This window comes from Flavivirga eckloniae, assembly GCF_002886045.1.
Taxonomy (GTDB): Bacteria; Bacteroidota; Bacteroidia; order Flavobacteriales; family Flavobacteriaceae; genus Flavivirga; species Flavivirga eckloniae.
This window is the reverse complement of sequence record NZ_CP025791.1, coordinates 4,001,922-4,021,408: the sequence shown is the minus strand read 5'-3', so window position 1 is coordinate 4,021,408 and position 19,487 is coordinate 4,001,922. Positions and strand designations below refer to the sequence as shown.

Below are 19,487 nucleotides of genomic sequence, written 5' to 3'. Positions count from 1 at the left end.
ATTATATTAATTGGTTTAGTGCAATCTCAAAAGCTGTTGCACTAATTTCCGTTTTTAATTGATTTTTATTATACACTCTTTCAAGTGCTTCTTTTATTATATTTGATGTATCATTAAATATGGCTTCATCTGTCATTTGCACTTTACGTTCCATAAAATATGCAAACACACGAGCCATTCCGCAATTAGAAATAAAATCCGGAATTAAACTTACTTTATAATCGGTATGCTCCATAATGGGTCCAAAGAAAATTTCCTTATCGGCAAAAGGTACATTTGCCCCACAGGAAATAACTTCTAATCCACTATCGATCATTTGATCTATCTGATGAATGGTAATTAAACGGGATGCTGCACAAGGCGCAAATATCTCTGTTTGAATAGACCAAATCTTTTCGTTAGCTTCTTCAAAAGGGATTAAATTATCGCTAACCAAAGTATTCCCGTTTTTTGCAAGAAATAAGTTTGTAATCTCTTCAAAAGAGAATCCAGACTCATTAATTAAACCTCCTGCAACATCTATAATCCCTACAACCTTAGCGCCCATTTGTGACAAATAAAAAGCGGCCGCTGCACCAACATTCCCAAAGCCTTGAATTACGGCACGTTTCCCTTTAACAGAACCGCCATAAATAGTATAATAATGTTTAACGGCTTCAGCAACGCCAAAACCAGTAATCATATCTGCTACAGTATACTTTCGGGATACATTAGGGGAAAAATCAGGGTTTTCTATAACTTTAATAACCCCTTGTCTTAATTGTCCTATTCTATTTATTTTATCTGCTTCGGTTGGTTTAAAATGTCCGTTAAAGACACCCTCCTGTGGGTGCCAAACACCACTCTCTTCTGTAATTGGAATAACTTCGTGAGTTTCATCAACATTTAAGTCACCTCCCGTACCATAATAACTCTTTAATAATGGAGATACAGCTGCATACCAACGCTCTAAAACCCCTTTTTTCCGAGGGTCTTTTGGGTCGAAATTAATTCCCGATTTTGCTCCTCCTATGGCAGGACCAGAAACCGTAAATTTAATTTCCATGGTTTTAGCTAAGGACAAAACTTCATTCATATCCAATCCTTTTCTCATGCGAGTTCCTCCTCCTGCAGCTCCCCCTCGTAATGAATTTATAACCGTCCAGCCTTCGGCATCTGTTTTTGGATCTTTCCAATTAAATACTATTTCAGGTTGTTTCTTTTCGTACTTTTTTAATAATTCTTTCATTTTATTTTTTAGTTGATTCATATATAGCTACTATCCAATTCTTCCGGAGTATATATTAAGCGTAGCTAAAGCTGAGTCATCTGAAAAATGATTTAAATTATTACAGTAACAAATATAAAAAACAAAAAATCTTTAAGTTTACTTTTTTGTTATTTTATGGCAGATAAATTTTACCTGAACTATGGTTTTTTGAAGCGCCGGTTACACTTTGTAAGCAATTGATTTCATTTCTTAGTTTTAGCACGCCTAAAAGCCCAAAAATCAACGCTTCTTTAAACTCAACAACCGTATTAGAGGGTATTACAATATCGTGTTGCGTATGTTGTTTAAGCCTATCCATTAGGTAGTTATTATAAGCTCCTCCTCCAGTAACAAGAACGGAACTATTTTGCTTTTTATTTATTTCTTTCGCTATTTGTATAGCAATATGTTCGACGAAAGTTTTTAGAATATCTTTTGTTTCTAATTGAAAAGAATCGATTAACGGAAAAATGTTTTTATTTACCCATTCTAGCCCCAGAGATTTTGGGTAGGTTTCTTTATAAAAATCGAGGTTATTTAATCTTTCCAACAAATCGTTATTTATACTTCCTGTTGCTGCTATTTTGCCTTCATCATCATAATCAAATCCAATTAACCTAACATAATGATTCAATACAATGTTTACCGGACAAATATCGTAAGCTATTCTATCATTATTTAATGTGGTAGATATATTTGCAAAACCGCCTAGGTTTAAACAAAAATTGTAATCAAAAAACAATAACTCATCACCTATGGGAACCAGAGGTGCTCCTTGTCCGCCAAGTTCTACATCCTGAACCCTAAAATCGCAAATCACTTTTTCTCCCAATAGTGTTGCTATATTTGGTTTATTCCCTATTTGATAAGTCAATCCACTATCCGGCTGATGCAAAGCAGTATGTCCATGCGAACATATAGCATCAATACCTTTTATATTGTTTTTATTAATAAAGTCATTAATAACGTCAGACAGATAATTAGTATAATCATTATCTATTTGCTCTAATTCGTCGGTATTATACGAAACTAAATTGCGAAGTATATTTTCCCAACGAGAACTGTAACTAATTGTTTCTGAATGCGTAATTTTAAAATGCCATGCATTATCGAATTCAAATTCTATGCAAACAACGTCTATTCCATCTAACGATGTTCCAGACATAACACCTATAACCTGATATCTATTTTTTATCATATTGTGTAAAAATAACAATACTCATTGAAAATATGACATCAAAAAGCTATATTTGTACATATTTTTTATCAAATCAACAACAAATCGAATAATTATGGATTTTAATCTTTCTGAAGAACATATCATGATACGCGATGCTGCTCGCGATTTTGCCCAAACCGAATTACTCCCAGGAGTTATTGAACGTGACAATAAACAAGAATTCCCTAATGAACTAGTAAGAAAAATGGGCGAATTAGGTTTTATGGGCGTTATGGTAGATCCTAAATATGGCGGTAGTGGCATGGACGCTGTTTCTTATGTTCTTATTATGGAAGAATTATCAAAAATTGATGCCTCTGCATCTGTTATGGTTTCTGTAAACAATTCATTGGTTTGTTATGGATTAGAAGCTTTCGGTTCTGAGGAGCAAAAACAAAAATATTTAACAAAATTGGCTACTGGTGAATATCTTGGCGCCTTTTGCTTAAGTGAACCAGAGGCTGGTAGCGACGCTACTTCACAAAAAACTACGGCTATTGACAAAGGAGATCACTACCTGCTTAATGGAACTAAAAACTGGATCACTAACGGTGGACGCTCTGATGTATATTTAGTAATCGCTCAAACCGATAAAGAAAAAGGACACAAGGGCATTAACGCTTTTATTCTTGAAAAAGGTATGGAAGGTTTCGATATCGGTCCTAAAGAAGATAAATTAGGAATTCGAGGTAGTGATACACATACGTTACAATTTAACGACGTAAAGGTTCCAAAAGAAAATAGAATAGGCGAGGATGGCTTTGGATTTAAATTTGCAATGAAAACGTTATCTGGAGGACGTATTGGTATTGCCTCTCAAGCTTTAGGAATTGCTTCGGGCGCCTTCGAATTGGCTTTAAAATATTCGAAAGAACGAAAAGCCTTTGGTACCGAAATTTGCAACCATCAGGCAATCGCCTTTAAATTAGCCGATATGTATACCGAAATTGAAGCGGCACGCCATTTGGTTATGAAAGCTGCCTGGGATAAAGATCAAGGTAATAATTATGACAAATCGAGTGCAATAGCTAAACTTTATGCTTCCAAAGTTGCTATGGAACAAACGGTTGAAGCCGTTCAAATACACGGTGGTAATGGTTTTGTAAAAGAGTACCATGTAGAACGCCTAATGCGTGATGCAAAAATCACACAGATTTACGAAGGAACATCAGAAATTCAAAAAATAGTAATTTCAAGAAGCCTTATAAAAGAATAACATGCTCAGCTTTAAAAACCTATTTACCAGAGGTTTTTATTTTTGTTTTTTTACTTACTAATAAATAAACCAAACTATGCTGTTCAACTATTATTCTGATAAAGAATAGTAGTTGAACTTTTTTTGTTAAGCATCCTTGAATTATTCAACATAAGACAACTTTACTTTAACGGATTTTATCTTTGGAAAAAATGTTATTTGTTGCAATAATAACAAATAGCATTAAAGAAACATACATATATCATTTTCTAAAAAGTGAAGCAATTTTCTTCACAAATCTGCCAAAAGAAGAGGCAGAACCTTTATTTGTGTTCGAAATGTATTTGCTTCTGTGGTTTTCTTTATACTTATAAGTTTCGAGAATAGCATTTACACGTTTTTTATAAACAACTCCTTTATCTTGGTCTATCTGATAAATAAAATTAGCATAACCATCTATTTGAGCTAAAACATTTCCACTTTTATTCCAAAATTTACCTTCAATACCATCTTTCTCTATCTGAAATAAAAGTGTCCTAAACCGTTTTAAGGATTTCTTGGATATGTTAGCTTTTTCATTTACAACAACGCCAGTCACTTCCTGCTTCGCATTACGCTTCATAACACGTAATTTCTCCGGATGCAACTTAAAATTCTCACTGTTTACTATATAGCGTGAATATTTAAGAAGTGGCGTTATCTTTTTAAAATTATTATTGTTTGAAGAAAATGTAATATCGTCTACATATCTAGTATATTCAAAACCATATTTCTTGGCTAACCCTGACAATCTATGATCCAACTTCTTACAAAGAATATTAGTTATTGCGGGACTACATGGCGATCCTTGAGGTAAAAATCGTTCTCCTTGTTGCGCATAATAATCCTCTCCTAATAAAGAGATATCCAAAATTTTTGGCTCGGAACAAAGCAAAGATAAAATAGTAGCCACTTGGTTAGAATACCCTAAAGATTTAAATACACCTTTAATACGATTATAAGTAACCGATGGGAAAAAGTTTTTAAAATCCTGATTAATTACCACATCCTTACCAACATGAGGAATGGCGTTCGTTTTTATTGATTTACCAATAACACAGCCATGAGCATTTTCATGTACAGGCACATTGTTTAGTATGTTTTCTAAAATCCAGTGCTGCGTCTTTTTTAATTTAGGCATAGGCGCCGAAATTAAACGGTATCCACCCGTTTTCTTAGCTACTTGAAATCTTTTGTAATGACTTATTTTAGAGTTTTTTCTGGAATAAGAAAGAAATCGAAGCTCTCCTATCGAAATTTTCATTGCCAAAGCTAAGTCTTCCGCATGATGCATAACCGGTAAGCTTTGGGCTTTTAATCGGCTAGCATCTGATGTTTTATCATTAAGCTGATGCGAGTAGTTTTCTCCTAAATAAACAATATCCTTTGCCTTGGACACTCGCCACTTTTCAGCTTTTTCTAAACGTGTTTTTTCACGTCGTTCTTTAGTTTCTTTTTGCGACGCTTTTGAAGCTATTTTTCGTTCTTGGTGTTTCTTGGCAAGAAAAGCTTCAGGATCTTCAATAACTCTTTTTTCCCTGAGAAGCTTCTGTAGTTTTGCAGACAGTTCACTTTCTTGCTTGAAGAATAAATTAACGGCTTCAAAATCTAGGTCCTCTTCATTCCAAAAGCCTAAACGCCTCATTTCAGAAAGAATGTATTCCTGTTTAGAAGACGCTTTTATTTTATCATAAATCTCTTGTCTTCTTTCCGTAGAATTTCTCATATAATAATAAAGGTAGCGATAAGATGTATTTTGTATGCCTTCGTACGATTCTCAAGACTGAATTGAACAACTCCAGTGAAATAGGTACTAGTGTATTATTTCACTTCGCAGAAGTCTAACCGGAAATAGTACACTAGTACCTATTTCACAAGTTAAGTTCGAGTCAGTGACGCGTTCGGTATCTGTGTGCAAGATTGGCGATCCACCAATCAAAATGCAAGGTTTTTATCTTATCACTACCATGGGTTTAAATATAATACTATTTTTTATCAAAAGTGATTCTTGTAGCCAATATATGTTGGCAAGGTCCTTTTGTCATTTTATTTTTATAATAATGGTTACAAGTACAACTTGCATCTGTTATTTTTAAGTCCTTATCTATAACAACTGTCGTGTTATAACTGTTACTAACTAAGCCTGTAACTGTAATTTTATTGTTCTTTTCGTTTGCTTTTAAATTTGAAACAGCTCCCTGTTCCATAAGTTTAAAAGCTTCTTTATCTGTTTCACTAGAAAACCGGAGCGATTCTATATCGATTCCATCTCTTTTTAATTCACGAACTCGATACACCTTGTTTTTTAAATCGTAAATAACTTTTCCTGCTTGCGCAAAGGTTTCCAAGGATTTGTTTACTGTGCCTACATCCAATTTTAATGTCTGGGCTATATCGGTTTCTGTTGCAAACCAATCTTTTCTTAGTTCTAAATAAATGGTTTGCATTGTGGTTGCCGGCACCAAGCCTCTTGGAGCCAATAATTCTAACTGACTGGATTGTGTCCAATCGTTAGCAGTCCAACCAGAAAGCCCCAACGTAAAATACATCTCGGATGTTAAATGAGCAGTATAAAAGGATGGCATGCCACTACCTAAAAGATGAACTGTGAATTTATTGGTAATCGGCAATAAACGTTCTAACAACAAAATACGTCGGCGTCCCCAAACTCTAATTTCTTCTGGGGTTTCCCCCTTATAAATAGACTGATTACATACTACTTCTATGTTCCAAGGTTCAAAGACAGCTACTATTGGTTCTCCTGGTTTTAATATATACTTTATTGAGCGTGGTCCTTTACGTTCTTTATTTCTTTTTAGAACCGAAATAAAGTTTGCAATATCCATAGCTTCTAACTCAAAAGAAACTTTTTTTGATGTCATGGCTGTGCTTACTTGAAGGAAGCCTCGAACCCAACTATCTGGCAAATCTATTTTAACTTCCCTATAATTAGCTTCTCCCGTAGTTTTAACATCAAATCCTTTTGGGTCTATTTTAAAATCTGTCTCTTTATACGTTCTTATTTTCTGAAACTCTTCATATAATTTTTTCGAATAATCGATATTAGTCGTACCGCATTTAAACTCATTGATATTATTAAAAACATCGTAACCGCAAGATAGTTTCCCGTAAACCGATTCATCTTTACTAAAACATTCAAAAAACACTTGGTCTGGATGAACCGTAATTACTGGATCCAACACCATCCAAGCGTCGTAATCTCTTTTGTATAAAAATTTAAAATAGTCTCGCTGAGCCTTGTAATAAGGTTTTGTTATAACCTCTCGTTCTTTTCTTAAACCTTCTAATTTAGTTCGTACTTCATGTATTTCGGTTTGCAATTTTGAAAGTTCTGAACTTGCTTCTGCCAACCAAATTTCTTCCTGACTTTTTAACCAAGCTAAATAAGCAGAATTATCTTTAGGCTGAAAATTAAAATCGGCAACTACCACATGGTGTAATGCAGAAATGGCTTCTCTAAACGGAATTTTTTTATCTAAAGTTCCAACAAAAAAAGTAGGATCGCGTAAAACATCGGGAGCAAAACTTACATCGGTAGCAGACACGCCATTTTTTACTATACTTGAACCTCCATATTTATAATTAAACTGCATCTGTCTACTAATTAGATTTTATTAATAATGGAATTTCTATATCAGGAAATGCCTCAGAAATAGCCAGCAATAAGTCAATATTATGACTTCTATCTCGTATGGTTTTAGTACCCAAGATTGCTTGTATTAAACGCACCGTCATTTCTGCAACTTCTTTATACTTTACAGATTCTTGCTCTAAAAACGCATAAACTCTTGTTTTTGTAGCTCTACTGGTATTTATATTAAATAAACTAGACCTAAAATATGTTTCTAATTTTAATATAACTTCCAAGTTACCTTTAGCATATGTATTCAAATAATTCGTAACAAAAAACTGCATTTCCTTAGTTGGATGTTCTTGTAATTTTAACAATAACGGCAATCCTTTTTCTTCACTAAAATGCAATGTGATCATTTTACGTCCAAAAGCTTGCACTTCTTTTTTAGTATGATCGCAAGCATACAACAACATATCTACAGTCCAATTGTTTTCGTCAATATGCTTTTCAAAATAAGAACATGCCCAATCTATAACATCTTGCCAAGAGGAGTTAAAAACCAGTAAACTATGTTCTAATTCATAGTTTATTCTATCTGTATGAGTTTCAAAATAATTTTTAAGTATTTCCCTAATTTCAAAAACATCACAATTACCAAGAACCACGATATCTTTTACGGGCAAACCATGGAGATCTATTTGCTCTTTAAATAACGGAGCGCCTAATTTCTGTGCATAATCGTAATTAGAAAGTATGAGCTTGAAAATGCTATCTTGAGAAATGGAATTTAAATGCCGGCCATAATTTTCTTTTAAAAGCACATAGCAATTCTCATGCAATCCTTCGTACCCTTCTGGAATTGTAACCGTGGTAAGCAACTCTTTAAAAAAGCTATGTTTAAAGCCTTCATCTAACCTTAAAAGCTTTTCTATGGTTGGCTGTATGGCTTTTCTAACCTCAGCGTATTCCGAAAAACAAAAGGCACTTATTTTTTTCGTGTTTTCAAGTAAAAATTCATCAGGGAAATGAGATAATAATTCTATTCCAACCTGCCTTAGCGGAGCCTCTTCAGAATTTATATAATCATCAATAGTTTCTTTAAATAATTGATAGGTATCTAACTTATTGTGCTTTGCAAGATTAGCAGCAAACAATTTATTGCTTATCAAATTTGAAGATGCTAAACTTATTATTTTATCAGCGGAAACGTCACTTAATAACGTCCCAAATTTTGTATCACCAATTAAACCATTAACAGCAGTAAGATATTCTGATGAAAACTTAGAAGGAGCAACAAAAAGCACTTCTAATTGAGACAGTAACAACGGGATTTTATACTTAACCGTGTGCTCATATAATAATTTTAAATGAGCTATTACATCTTCTTCTCCTGTTAACAACAAACTTGCAACAAACTCCGATCTGGAAAAATAATCGGATTCGAAACTACTTAACCAACCAAAAGCTAATTCTTTAGCGCTTTCGTTTTTAGAAGACAACAAAGCCAACAAAATAGCATCTTCTGGTTGCTTATTTTTATATTTACTTTCTACAACCTCTAAAATAACATCTAAAACTTTGGGATGATAATGCGCTATTAAACTTCCCAAATCGTCAACCGTTAAATCTTCCAAAAAGGAATTATTTTCTTTAATAATTCGCAATGCAAAATATACAGCCTCTTCACTTTTAGCATATCTTAAAATCTGCAATACTTTTTCTGGTTTGGTATTCCAAACTTCTGGTAAAAGTTCTTCTCTTGGTAAATCTTCGTTATTGGTTTCTTCGGTATAAAACCATTTTGAACCAACTCTATTTAACCTAGAAGAATTACCATAAAGCACATACATTAAAGCCTGAAAGTCATGGTATTTTGGAAAAATGCGTTTTTCTGTAATATAGCGCCTTTCTACGGCATTATAAGTGTAATCATATTGTACATGCTCTGTTTTTCTATCAATACTGTCATCTAAAGCTATAAGCAACGCTACAACATAATCAATATACCCTGTAATATTGGTTTTACTTAAATGGTATACTAAAGCATAAGTTGTTTTGTTAAAGTACCCTTTCGTTTTCTTAGAAAACGCTACAGAAGGGTTCTCTTTTTTCTTTTCATCGTCGGTAGATGCCCATTGATTATCTACATAGATGTAATTTGACACATAACCGGGGTTACTTACTCCAATTTTCTTAGAAATTAAACCAAAAAAAGAATGATCATTTAACAAATGAGAAGCACGATATATATACCTTAAAGATTTAAATGTATTTACTTTTAATGGGATTTTTTGGAGGAAGTTATAAAACTGATTTCCATTGATGTTTTTATTATACGTTAACAAATAGACATAATATAACAACGACGCATCAATATCTTTATCTTTTAAATAATAGTCATTTAGAGCTGTAAAAAACAAATCATCATTACTAATGTGTGTTTTGATATCTACTGGTAAATGATTTACAACTTCAGCAACAACCTTTTCTTTTACATCATTATTAGCTAACTTAAAAAGATAAGAGGCAGCAATTCTCCCTTCCTTCTTTTTAAATTTATGAGTATTAAAAACATTATAAATACTATCAACACTATTAGATTCTTCTAAAACACATAATGCGTAAATGGCAGCGTACTGTTCGAATGCATCATTAGATTTTAAAAAATGAGCAATATGATCGCTAGCTCCTTTAATATTTAATTGTGCAGCCCGCCAAATAATTCTGGATACTTTCCAATCTCTAGAATAGATCCCTGCAACAGCTTCCTTTAAATATTTTATTATTGTTTTTTCTCGTTCTGCATTTACAGAAACAGGTTTAGACACAACACCACTTTCACTATATCCTTTTTTCTCTTTACTTACTATAAGACTGTTATAAATTTTTAATGCCTCTTCATAATCAACTGGGAAAATAGTTTTGGTGCCTTCTCTCAAGTTAGCACCTCTTCGTCCATATCTAAAATTTACTACGAATAAACCCGACTCAGATTCGCATAAATCCACTTCATAAACCTTATCAGATTTCCCCTCGGTAAAATATAATTTCTTTTGTTGTTGTATCTTCAAGCTTAAGAATTCTTTATAGGTAAATATACACAACAAAACCGTTAAAAACCTTAGTTTAATTAACATTTTAACAACGAAAAAGCTTTTCAATTAATTGTCAATACTTTAGAAAAAATCAATACAGATTACCCCTACAAAACAATCTTTTTTCATTTATTAAAATAAAAATCATTCATTACATTAGTATTTTACAAAGTCATAATTAAAGTTTTAAAACTTTAATAAATAATTTATGTTAAGTCCTGTTAATATTATCGACTTAATTTATTAAGAGTTTTATCTTTAGAAAAAATATTTTCAATGTCAAAAACATATTACGATCCAGCTGACTTAAGAAAGTTTGGGAAAATCACAGAATGGAGTGAGGAATTGGGAAACAAATTCTTTGAATATTACGGTAAAGTCTTTGAAGAAGGTGCCCTAACAGCAAGAGAAAAATCGTTAATCGCTTTGGCTGTGGCTCACACAGAACAATGCCCTTATTGTATTGACGCCTATACAAAAGATGGTTTACAACGGGGTGTAACTAAAGAAGAAATGATGGAAGCTATACACGTTGGTGCTGCCATAAAAAGTGGCGCTACTTTAGTACACGGCGTACAAATGATGAATAAGGTTAATAAACTAGACGGTTAATAGAGTTTAGAGTTTAGAGTTTAGAGTTTAGAGTTTAGAAAGTTGAAAAAATTATTATCTCAGATAATTTAGACATGACGAAAGTAAAGACACAATCATTACACAAACGCGAAAGCGATTTGGCGCAAAGCAACAGGCAACTTGAAATTTTATCGAATGGTATTTTTCAAAATGGTGAATTACCTACGTTTAAGAATAAAATTGCAGAAACAAATCAATTCCCATTAAAGGCTAAAAAATTAGAGATTCTTCAAATAAACGTTGGTTATATGTGTAACCAGGTTTGCGAACATTGTCATGTAGATGCCGGGCCAGACCGTAAGGAGATCATGACCAGAGAGACCATGCAACAATGTCTGGATGTTATTAAAAACACCGGTGCACATACTCTAGATTTAACAGGCGGCGCACCAGAAATGAATCCAAATTTCAGATGGTTTGTAGAAGAAGCTGCCAAAGCTGGTATTAAAGATTTTATTGTACGCTCAAACCTAACTATAATAAGAGCGAATAAAAAGTATTACGATTTACCCGAATTCTTTAAAAAACATAATGTCCATGTGGTATCCTCCATGCCGCACTGGACTCGTGGAAAGACGGATAAGCAGCGTGGCGATGGTGTTTTCGATAAATCCATAAAAGCTTTACAGGAATTAAACGCTATTGGCTATGGTATGCCAGATAGCGATCTTCGATTGGATTTGGTTTACAACCCCTCTGGTGCTTTTTTACCAGGAGATCAAGCATCGATGGAAAAGGATTTTAAAAAGGCCTTATTAGAAGATTTCAATATTCAGTTTCACAATTTATTTGCCATTACAAATTTACCTATTAGTAGGTTTTTAGATTACTTAATAGCTTCGGAAAACTATGAGGATTACATGTACGCTCTGGTAGAGGCATACAATCCGGCAGCAGTGGCTAACGTTATGTGCACAAACACATTGTCCGTTAGCTGGGATGGTTATTTGTTCGACTGCGATTTTAATCAAATGCTGGAACTTCCTGTTAATAGTAAAGTAAAGCATATTTCCGAATACAACGAAGAACTACTAGAAGGCAGAAATATTGTTATTTCCCAACATTGCTATGGCTGTACTGCTGGTGCAGGAAGCAGTTGTCAAGGTGTAGTAGCTTAACTATGAACAAATTACTTTTTTACATATTTATATGTTTTACAGCCTCGGGCTTTTCTCAAAACAAACTTAAATCCCTATTGAAAAAACACAATAAGGAAAGTATTCCCTATATCTATGTAAAGGAATTAAAAGAACAAGCAACACTACCCATACTTTTAGATGCTCGAGAATCATCCGAATATAAAGTAAGTCACCTAAAAAACGCTATTTATGTTGGATATGACAACTTTAAAATAAATACTGTTAAAACAAAGATCCCAAATAAAAATGCCAAAATAGTTGTTTACTGTTCTTTAGGAATACGTTCAGAATCTATAGCAGACAGTCTAAAAAAAGCTGGGTATAATAATGTAGAAAACTTATATGGTGGTATTTTTGAATGGAAAAACAACAACCTACCAATTTACAATTCAGAAGAAAAAGTAACAGACAGCATACATGCTTTTTCTAAAACGTGGGGCAAATGGATAAAAAAAGGAACTAAGGTTTATGAATAAAGAACTTGTTATCGTTTTTGTTAAAAACATCATACTGGGTAAAGTAAAAACCAGACTAGCCAAGACTATTGGCACCCAGGGCGCTTTTGAGGTTTACAAAGGTTTAGTTAAAATCACCGAGCTTGCCACAGAAAAAATGGCAGCAGACAGACGCATTTATTTTTCTGATGCGGTTATTGAAAGCAAATGGAAAAATGACTATAAAGCAGTTCAGGAAGGTAAAAATCTGGGGGAACGTATGAAGAATGCCTTCATTAAAGGGTTTGAAGATGGTTACGAACGCGTCGTACTAATAGGATCTGATTTGCCCGATATTAACTCAGAAATTATTGAAAACGGTTTAAAAAGCTTAAAGCAGAGTGACGTTGTTTTTGGCCCCGCTATTGATGGCGGATACTACCTTGTGGGTATGACGAAAATGTATCATTCCATATTCGACAACAAACCTTGGAGCGAATCGCATTTATTAGATGTAACGCTTGAGGAATTGGAACAGGAAAACACACCCTACACCCTACTTGAAACATTAAACGATATTGATACGTTCGAGGATTTAGAAGCTTCTTTGTTTTACCAGCAAAACGAAGCACTTCAATTAAAAATTAGACAATTGATAAGCTGATCATATTATAAGCGTTAGCTAAGATTAGAAAATGAAAGAAGGCATTGTAAAATCTGTAAGTAAAAGTAGTACACATACGTTTAGCAAAAAAAATTGTGACAAAATTGTTTTAATCAAAGGATTGGGCGTAGAGGGAGATGCCCATATGGGAGAAAAAATCAAACACCGTTCTAGAGTCGCAAAAAATCCTGACCAACCTAACTTGAGGCAAATTCATCTAATTCATTCTGAATTGTTTGATGAATTAGAAAAAAAGGGATTTAATGTAAATTCTGGAGAATTAGGTGAAAACATTACTACCCAAGGTATCGATTTACTAAATTTACCTAAAGATACTATATTAACCATAGGAGATACCTCGAAAATAAAAATAACCGGACTAAGAAATCCCTGTAAACAACTTGATTTAAAACAAGAAGGATTAATGAAAGCTGTTTTAGATAAAGACGACGAAGGCAACTTAATTAGAAAAGCAGGTATAATGGGAGTCGTTTTAGAAGGAGGGAAAATAAAAACCGGAGACAAAATAATTATTGAATTCCCTCAAAAACCATACGTTAAATTAGAAAGAGTATAATAAAAACACACTATAACATTTATAGATAAAAGCACAGTTTATGATCAAGTATATAGAAGAAACTACAAATTACCTTCAAGATAAAGGTTTCGATAATCCGGAAATAGGTATTATCCTAGGTACAGGATTAGGTCAGTTAATCAACGAAGTAAATATTATAAAAGAAGTTAGTTACAATCATATCCCTAACTTTCCAACGGCAACAGTAGAGTTCCATAAAGGAAAACTAATTTATGGAGAGATCGCAGGCAAAAAAGCGATAGTCATGCAAGGGCGCTTCCATTTATACGAAGGCTATACTTTACAGGATGTTACATATCCGGTTCGTATCATGGAAAAATTAGGTATAAAAACATTACTGGTTTCCAATGCGGCAGGAGCTATTAATCTAGACTTTAAAAAAGGCGAATTAATGCTTATTGAAGACCACATTAACTTACAGGGCAGCTCTCCTTTGGCTTTTAAGGGTGTTGAAGAACTAGGAGAACGTTTTACAGACATGAGCGCACCTTATGACGCCGAAATTAATTCAAAATTTAAAAGTATCGCCAAGGCTAACAACATAAAACTGCATAAAGGGGTTTATGCCAGTGTTGTAGGTCCTCAGTTAGAAACAAAAGCAGAATACCGGATGCTAAAAATTATCGGGTCTGATGCTGTTGGAATGAGTACCGTACCAGAAATTATTGTAGCAAATCATTTAAAATTAAAAGTAGCTGCAGTGTCAGTTTTAACAGATGAATGCGACCCAGATAACCTAGAGCCTGTTAATATTGCAGATATTATTGAAAATGCAGCAAAAGCAGAGCCAGATATGATAACCCTTTTTAAAGAATTAATTAAGACACTGTAAAACAGTTGGCAGTATTTCAACAACAGGTAACAGTCATAAATACAGAACACTAATCACCAAAACCGATTATTGAACACTGATCACTGAGCACTGATTACCGTAAACTGAACACTGCAAACCAATTACTAAACATTAAAACTATGAGCAACTATTTAGAGACTACTCACGATGTATATAAAGAAGCGGCTTTAACGCCAGATGTTGGCTTATGCTGTACCACAAATCCGATTTGGGAATTACCTGGATTAAAAATTCCTAAAATCATGCAGGAAATGAATTATGGTTGCGGAAGTACTGTACATGCACGCGATTTAACTAATAACCCAAAAACATTATATGTTGGTGTTGGCGGAGGCATGGAACTATTGCAATTCGCCTATTTTAACCGTCAAAAAGGCGGTATAGTTGGTGTTGATGTGGTTGATGAAATGTTAGAAGCATCGCGCAAAAACTTTATTGAGGCAGAAGCTGAAAATGATTGGTTTAAAAGTGAGTTCGTAGACCTTAAAAAAGGCGATGCTATGAATCTTCCCGTAGAAGATAACAGTATTGATGTAGCTGCCCAAAACTGCTTGTTTAATATTTTTAAAGAAGACGATTTAAAAAGTGCCATTGCAGAAATGTATCGTGTTTTAAAACCTCATGGCAGATTGGTAATGAGCGACCCTACATGCGAGCAGCCTATGAACGATACGTTACGCAATGACGAAAGACTGCGCGCTTTATGCTTAAGCGGCAGCTTACCGATTGCAGAATACGTAAAAGCGTTAACCGATGCCGGTTTTGGTACGATAGAGATTAGAGCAAGAAAACCTTATAGAATTCTCGATCCTAAAAACTACCCAACAGACGAATTAATTTATATAGAATCCATTGAAGTTGCTGCCATAAAAGATCCTATGCCAGAAGATGGGCCTTGCATGTTTACAGGTAAAGCAGCCATTTATTATGGCGATGAAGACTTTTTTGACGATAAAGCTGGTCATATATTGCTAAAAAATCAGCCCTTGGCTATTTGCGATAAAACTGCTAACGCTCTAAAAGCTTTAAATAGAGACGACATCTATATTTCAGAGTCTACATACCACTACGATGGTGGAGGTTGCTGCTAATATTTGTACTGCAACCAAAAAAGGAGGCTGTTCAGAAAATTTCTAAACAGCCTCTTTTTATATTATTTTATTCTCCAAAACATCTTTTAGAATACGCCTTAAAACACCCTTTTATTTAACACAAAAAATAATACACTAACTTACAATTAGTTAAATTTTCCCTGCATGCAATTTCTTTCAAAAGCCCAATTATGCTTGAAAAAATCCTACATGAATTAAATTTAATTAATCCTTCTCAGGCAAGCTTTTATCCGTTTAAGACAAGTTTTGTTTCCGAATTTTGTTCACTCGCATAAGCACTCTAATCTAATGAAATAATGATGTTACATCTATCGTACATACAAAATCTCCAAAAAACTTTTCGTAATAAACAACAAAAGTATAGCAACTGCCTTATAGGCAGACAAAATTAGTAAGTCCTTATCGGGTTAGACGATCTACCTTTTAATTGCCCCAAGTATATGTAATTTGTTGGTAGTGGCGTTAAGGATTTACTGCAAACAGCCCCCAAAAAGCCAGAGTAATATCTATTTTAAGTTTTAGAACCCTTTTCAAAAAACTAGTGAACTCTGGCTTTTTCTTTTAAGCTAAAAAATTCAAAAGATTAAAAAACCCTGCCTATAGCTAACAAGTTATTTTTATTCAGAATTGACTTTTGAGCCTCCTCTTTCCTTTTTAACATTTAATTTACAACTTGTAGTAAGAACTTACGTTTTACAACGTCAAAAGGATCATACAAAAAATATGATATGACCATTTTAATTCTTTTATTTCTTTCTGCTTGTTTTTTAGCTTATAGCAACGGTGCTAACGATAACTTCAAAGGAGTTGCTACGCTTTTTGGAAGTGGAACCACCAACTATAAAAAAGCTATTAATTGGGCCACAATAACCACCTTTTCAGGATCTGTAGCTGCTATTTTCTTAGCTAACGAACTGGTAAAAAACTTTTCAGGAAAAGGCTTAGTCCCCAATGAATTAATAACCATGCCCATATTTGCAATTTCAATTGCTTCAGGGGCAGCCTTAACTGTTTTTATTGCCACAAAAATAGGTATGCCAATTTCCACAACACATAGTTTAGTTGGCTCATTATTTGGTGCGGGTGTTATGGCAGTTGGATCTCAATTTAATTTCGAAAAATTAGGAGGCACGTTTTTAATGCCTTTAATAGTCAGCCCTTTAATGGCTGCTATCGCTAGTTTTATAGCATATCTTATCTTCAGGTTTTTTAGAAAACAACTTGGAGTTACTAAAAAGACAAATCTAAACATTCATAAAAAGCAAGTAGCGACAATAAATTCATTACATATGGATGCTCCTACTTTAAAAACCAAAACTGTTATAGAGACTACAGTTAACAATAAAACAGAAGTCTATGAAGGTGGAATTTTAGGCCTAAGTTCGCAAAAAGTTTTGGATGCGCTACATTACCTAAGTGCCGGTATAGTAAGTTTTGCTCGTGGTTTAAACGATACACCAAAGATTGTAGGTTTGTTGCTAATAATCAACATTATAGATATTAAATTAAGCATGATCATTGTTGCCATTATCATGGCTGGTGGCGGATTGCTAAATGCAAAAAAGGTTGGAGTAACCATGAGTAGAAAAATTACTCCAATGAATTCCGGTCAGGGTTTTACTGCCAATTTAATTACAGGGCTATTAGTAACAACAGCGAGTATTCACGGATTACCTGTTTCTACAACGCATGTATCTGTGGGTTCTATTTTTGGAATTGGAACTGTTACGAAAAAAGCAGATTATAAAATGATAGGTAAAATAATGCTATCTTGGTTGCTTACCTTACCAACAGCAGCTATTATAAGTGCTCTAATATTTAAACTACTGGGAATTTTTTCATAATATTATTAAGTGCCTAAAAAATACTTTATATGAAGTACCTTTTAATTTTATTGACAATAATTACTTTATCATCTTGTTCTGGTACTAAACGTGTTACAGAAAACACTCAAAAAAATATTGAAAAGAGTGCGCCTGTAACTGAAGAGAGAGAACCTGTAAAGGTTACCAATAATGAAGAAAAAGACACTCTAAACCCTAATCAGGATAAAACAGATAATGTTATTAAAGAAGTTCCTCCAAAAAAAATAAAGTCGACAAAAACTTTCAATCATTCCACATGGCATAGCCTATTACAAAAACACGTCTCAAACAACGGTAATGTTAATTATAAAAACTTCAAATTAGATAGAGGCAAGCTAACAAATTACATCACTTTACTAGCTGAACATATGCCACAAGATTCGTGTACAAAAAAAGACAAACTCGCTTATTGGATTAATGCCTACAATGCTATGACAATCGATTTAATTCTACGTTATTATCCCGTTAAAAGTATTAAAGACATTGACAAACCTTGGGAGCAACGTTTTTGGAAACTCGGCGAAAAATGGTATAATTTAAATGAGATCGAACACCAGATTTTGCGTAAAATGGACGAACCTAGAATTCATTTTGCTATAGTTTGCGCTTCTTTTTCTTGTCCTAAACTGCAAAACGAAGCCTTTACTTCGTCAAACTTAGACGAACAACTAACCCATGTTACTAAAGACTTTTTAAGTGATTCTGATAGAAATAATATTTCTAAAAACAACCTAGAACTCTCAAAAATATTTCAATGGTTTTCAAAAGATTTTAAACAGTCGGGGTCACTAATCGATTTTCTAAACCAATACACAGAAATTACAATTTCTAACAAAGCAAAAAAGAAATTTAAAGCCTACAATTGGAATTTAAATGAATAAATTATCGATAATTATACCCATACTAAATGAAGCAGATCATATTGGCAATCTGCTCACACACCTGCTTAAAAACTCATCAAAAGAAAATATAGCAGACATAATTATTGTAGATGGTGGTAGCACCGACGGATCACTAGACATTGTTTCAAAATATATGTCAGGTCGAGCCTTTCGACTTCGCTCAAGGCAAGCTAAATCGAGACCTAACAAAAACCTCTCGTCAAAACTTGTACCGGGCGAAGTGCTCGAGGAGACAATAATAAAACTGTTTAACGCACCAAAAGGACGTGCCAAACAAATGAATCTGGGAGCTAAACATGCAACCGGTAATACCCTCTACTTTTTACATGCCGATTCGTTTCCACCTAAAAATTTTGATGTCCTTATTCTTAATGAAGTTAACAAAGGCAATCAAGCTGGTTGTTTTAGAATGAAATTTAACAGCAACCATCTGTGGCTTAAACTCGCCGGACAACTCACCCGATTACCATGGAAGATTTGTCGGGGTGGTGATCAAAGTCAATTTATAACAATGGCGCTTTTTAATGATATTGGTGGTTTTAATGAAGACTATACCATTTACGAAGACAATGATTTAATCTCAAAACTTTACGATCGAAAACAATTTGTTGTGATTCAAGAGTGGCTAACAACCTCTGCAAGATGTTACTGTGCTAATGGTGTTTGGAAACTACAATACTATTATTGGAGAATTCACCTAAAAAAATGGATGGGAGCAGATGCCAAGGAATTAAATCGTTACTATAAAAAGTATGTTTATTCCTGTGCGGGCAAGAATCTTATAAAATGAAATCGTAAGGAAAAATTTTGAAGCAGATTCTTGCTGTAGCTGTAGTTTGTTTCAAAAGCTTCGATTGTGCCCAGTATAAACTGTAAGACAAAAAAATAGATTCCT

At 33.8% G+C, this 19,487-nt stretch carries 16 protein-coding genes; 11 read left to right on the top strand and 5 right to left on the bottom strand.

Annotated features, from left to right (window positions below; all coding sequences use genetic code 11):
• Position 1 precedes the first annotated feature (1 nt).
• Positions 2 to 1,228 (bottom strand): Glu/Leu/Phe/Val dehydrogenase dimerization domain-containing protein, encoded by a 1,227-nt coding sequence (locus tag C1H87_RS16630; protein ID WP_102758304.1) that lies wholly within the window; start codon positions 1,226 to 1,228, stop codon positions 2 to 4.
• 154 nt (positions 1,229 to 1,382) lie between these two features.
• Positions 1,383 to 2,447, bottom strand: a complete 1,065-nt coding sequence (locus C1H87_RS16625; protein WP_102756896.1) for an anhydro-N-acetylmuramic acid kinase — start codon at positions 2,445 to 2,447, stop codon at positions 1,383 to 1,385.
• A gap of 94 nt (positions 2,448 to 2,541) precedes the next feature.
• Between C1H87_RS16625 and C1H87_RS16620 the strand changes: the two genes are divergently transcribed.
• The gene (locus C1H87_RS16620; protein ID WP_102756895.1) at positions 2,542 to 3,684 is read left to right on the top strand and encodes an acyl-CoA dehydrogenase; all 1,143 of its coding nucleotides are present in this window, start codon (positions 2,542 to 2,544) and stop codon (positions 3,682 to 3,684) included.
• A gap of 241 nt (positions 3,685 to 3,925) precedes the next feature.
• On the opposite strand, the gene C1H87_RS16615 is transcribed toward C1H87_RS16620, so the two are convergent.
• From C1H87_RS16615 to C1H87_RS16605, 3 genes are all read right to left on the bottom strand, one after another.
• Positions 3,926 to 5,428 (bottom strand): reverse transcriptase family protein, encoded by a 1,503-nt coding sequence (locus C1H87_RS16615; RefSeq protein WP_102756894.1) that lies wholly within the window; start codon positions 5,426 to 5,428, stop codon positions 3,926 to 3,928.
• A 259-nt stretch (positions 5,429 to 5,687) separates the two neighbouring features.
• Positions 5,688 to 7,316, bottom strand: a complete 1,629-nt coding sequence (locus C1H87_RS16610; protein ID WP_102756893.1) for an SWIM zinc finger family protein — start codon at positions 7,314 to 7,316, stop codon at positions 5,688 to 5,690.
• A 7-nt stretch (positions 7,317 to 7,323) separates the two neighbouring features.
• Positions 7,324 to 10,368: a WGR domain-containing protein gene (locus C1H87_RS16605; protein WP_158655259.1), complete on the bottom strand. Its 3,045-nt coding sequence runs from the start codon at positions 10,366 to 10,368 to the stop codon at positions 7,324 to 7,326.
• 300 nt (positions 10,369 to 10,668) lie between these two features.
• Between C1H87_RS16605 and C1H87_RS16600 the strand changes: the two genes are divergently transcribed.
• The 10 genes from C1H87_RS16600 to C1H87_RS16555 all read left to right on the top strand — a co-directional run bounded on the left by C1H87_RS16600 (position 10,669) and on the right by C1H87_RS16555 (position 19,382).
• Entirely contained in the window at positions 10,669 to 11,004 is a 336-nt protein-coding gene (locus tag C1H87_RS16600; RefSeq protein WP_102756891.1) for an arsenosugar biosynthesis-associated peroxidase-like protein, read from the top strand.
• Positions 11,005 to 11,078: 74 nt separating this feature from the next.
• Positions 11,079 to 12,143 (top strand): arsenosugar biosynthesis radical SAM (seleno)protein ArsS, encoded by a 1,065-nt coding sequence (gene arsS / locus C1H87_RS16595; protein WP_102756890.1) that lies wholly within the window; start codon positions 11,079 to 11,081, stop codon positions 12,141 to 12,143.
• A 2-nt stretch (positions 12,144 to 12,145) separates the two neighbouring features.
• Positions 12,146 to 12,640 carry a rhodanese-like domain-containing protein gene (locus tag C1H87_RS16590; protein ID WP_102756889.1) on the top strand — a complete coding sequence of 165 codons (495 nt, stop codon included), beginning with the start codon at positions 12,146 to 12,148 and terminating at the stop codon, positions 12,638 to 12,640.
• On the top strand, positions 12,633 to 13,262 hold the full coding sequence (locus C1H87_RS16585; protein WP_102756888.1) for a TIGR04282 family arsenosugar biosynthesis glycosyltransferase: 630 nt from the start codon (positions 12,633 to 12,635) through the stop codon (positions 13,260 to 13,262). The genes C1H87_RS16590 and C1H87_RS16585 overlap by 8 nt, the downstream gene beginning before the upstream one ends.
• Before the next feature lie 31 nt (positions 13,263 to 13,293).
• Positions 13,294 to 13,839 carry an MOSC domain-containing protein gene (locus C1H87_RS16580; protein WP_102756887.1) on the top strand — a complete coding sequence of 182 codons (546 nt, stop codon included), beginning with the start codon at positions 13,294 to 13,296 and terminating at the stop codon, positions 13,837 to 13,839.
• 40 nt (positions 13,840 to 13,879) lie between these two features.
• Positions 13,880 to 14,692: a purine-nucleoside phosphorylase gene (locus C1H87_RS16575; RefSeq protein WP_102756886.1), complete on the top strand. Its 813-nt coding sequence runs from the start codon at positions 13,880 to 13,882 to the stop codon at positions 14,690 to 14,692.
• 140 nt (positions 14,693 to 14,832) lie between these two features.
• Positions 14,833 to 15,804, top strand: coding sequence for an arsenosugar biosynthesis arsenite methyltransferase ArsM (arsM, locus tag C1H87_RS16570; protein WP_102756885.1), 972 nt, complete (start codon positions 14,833 to 14,835; stop codon positions 15,802 to 15,804).
• A 749-nt stretch (positions 15,805 to 16,553) separates the two neighbouring features.
• Complete coding sequence (locus C1H87_RS16565) at positions 16,554 to 17,669, top strand: inorganic phosphate transporter (RefSeq protein WP_102756884.1); 1,116 nt, start codon at positions 16,554 to 16,556, stop codon at positions 17,667 to 17,669.
• A 29-nt stretch (positions 17,670 to 17,698) separates the two neighbouring features.
• Positions 17,699 to 18,571, top strand: a complete 873-nt coding sequence (locus tag C1H87_RS16560) for a DUF547 domain-containing protein (protein ID WP_102756883.1) — start codon at positions 17,699 to 17,701, stop codon at positions 18,569 to 18,571.
• Positions 18,564 to 19,382, top strand: a complete 819-nt coding sequence (locus tag C1H87_RS16555; protein ID WP_102756882.1) for a TIGR04283 family arsenosugar biosynthesis glycosyltransferase — start codon at positions 18,564 to 18,566, stop codon at positions 19,380 to 19,382. The genes C1H87_RS16560 and C1H87_RS16555 overlap by 8 nt, the downstream gene beginning before the upstream one ends.
• Positions 19,383 to 19,487: the final 105 nt, after the last annotated feature.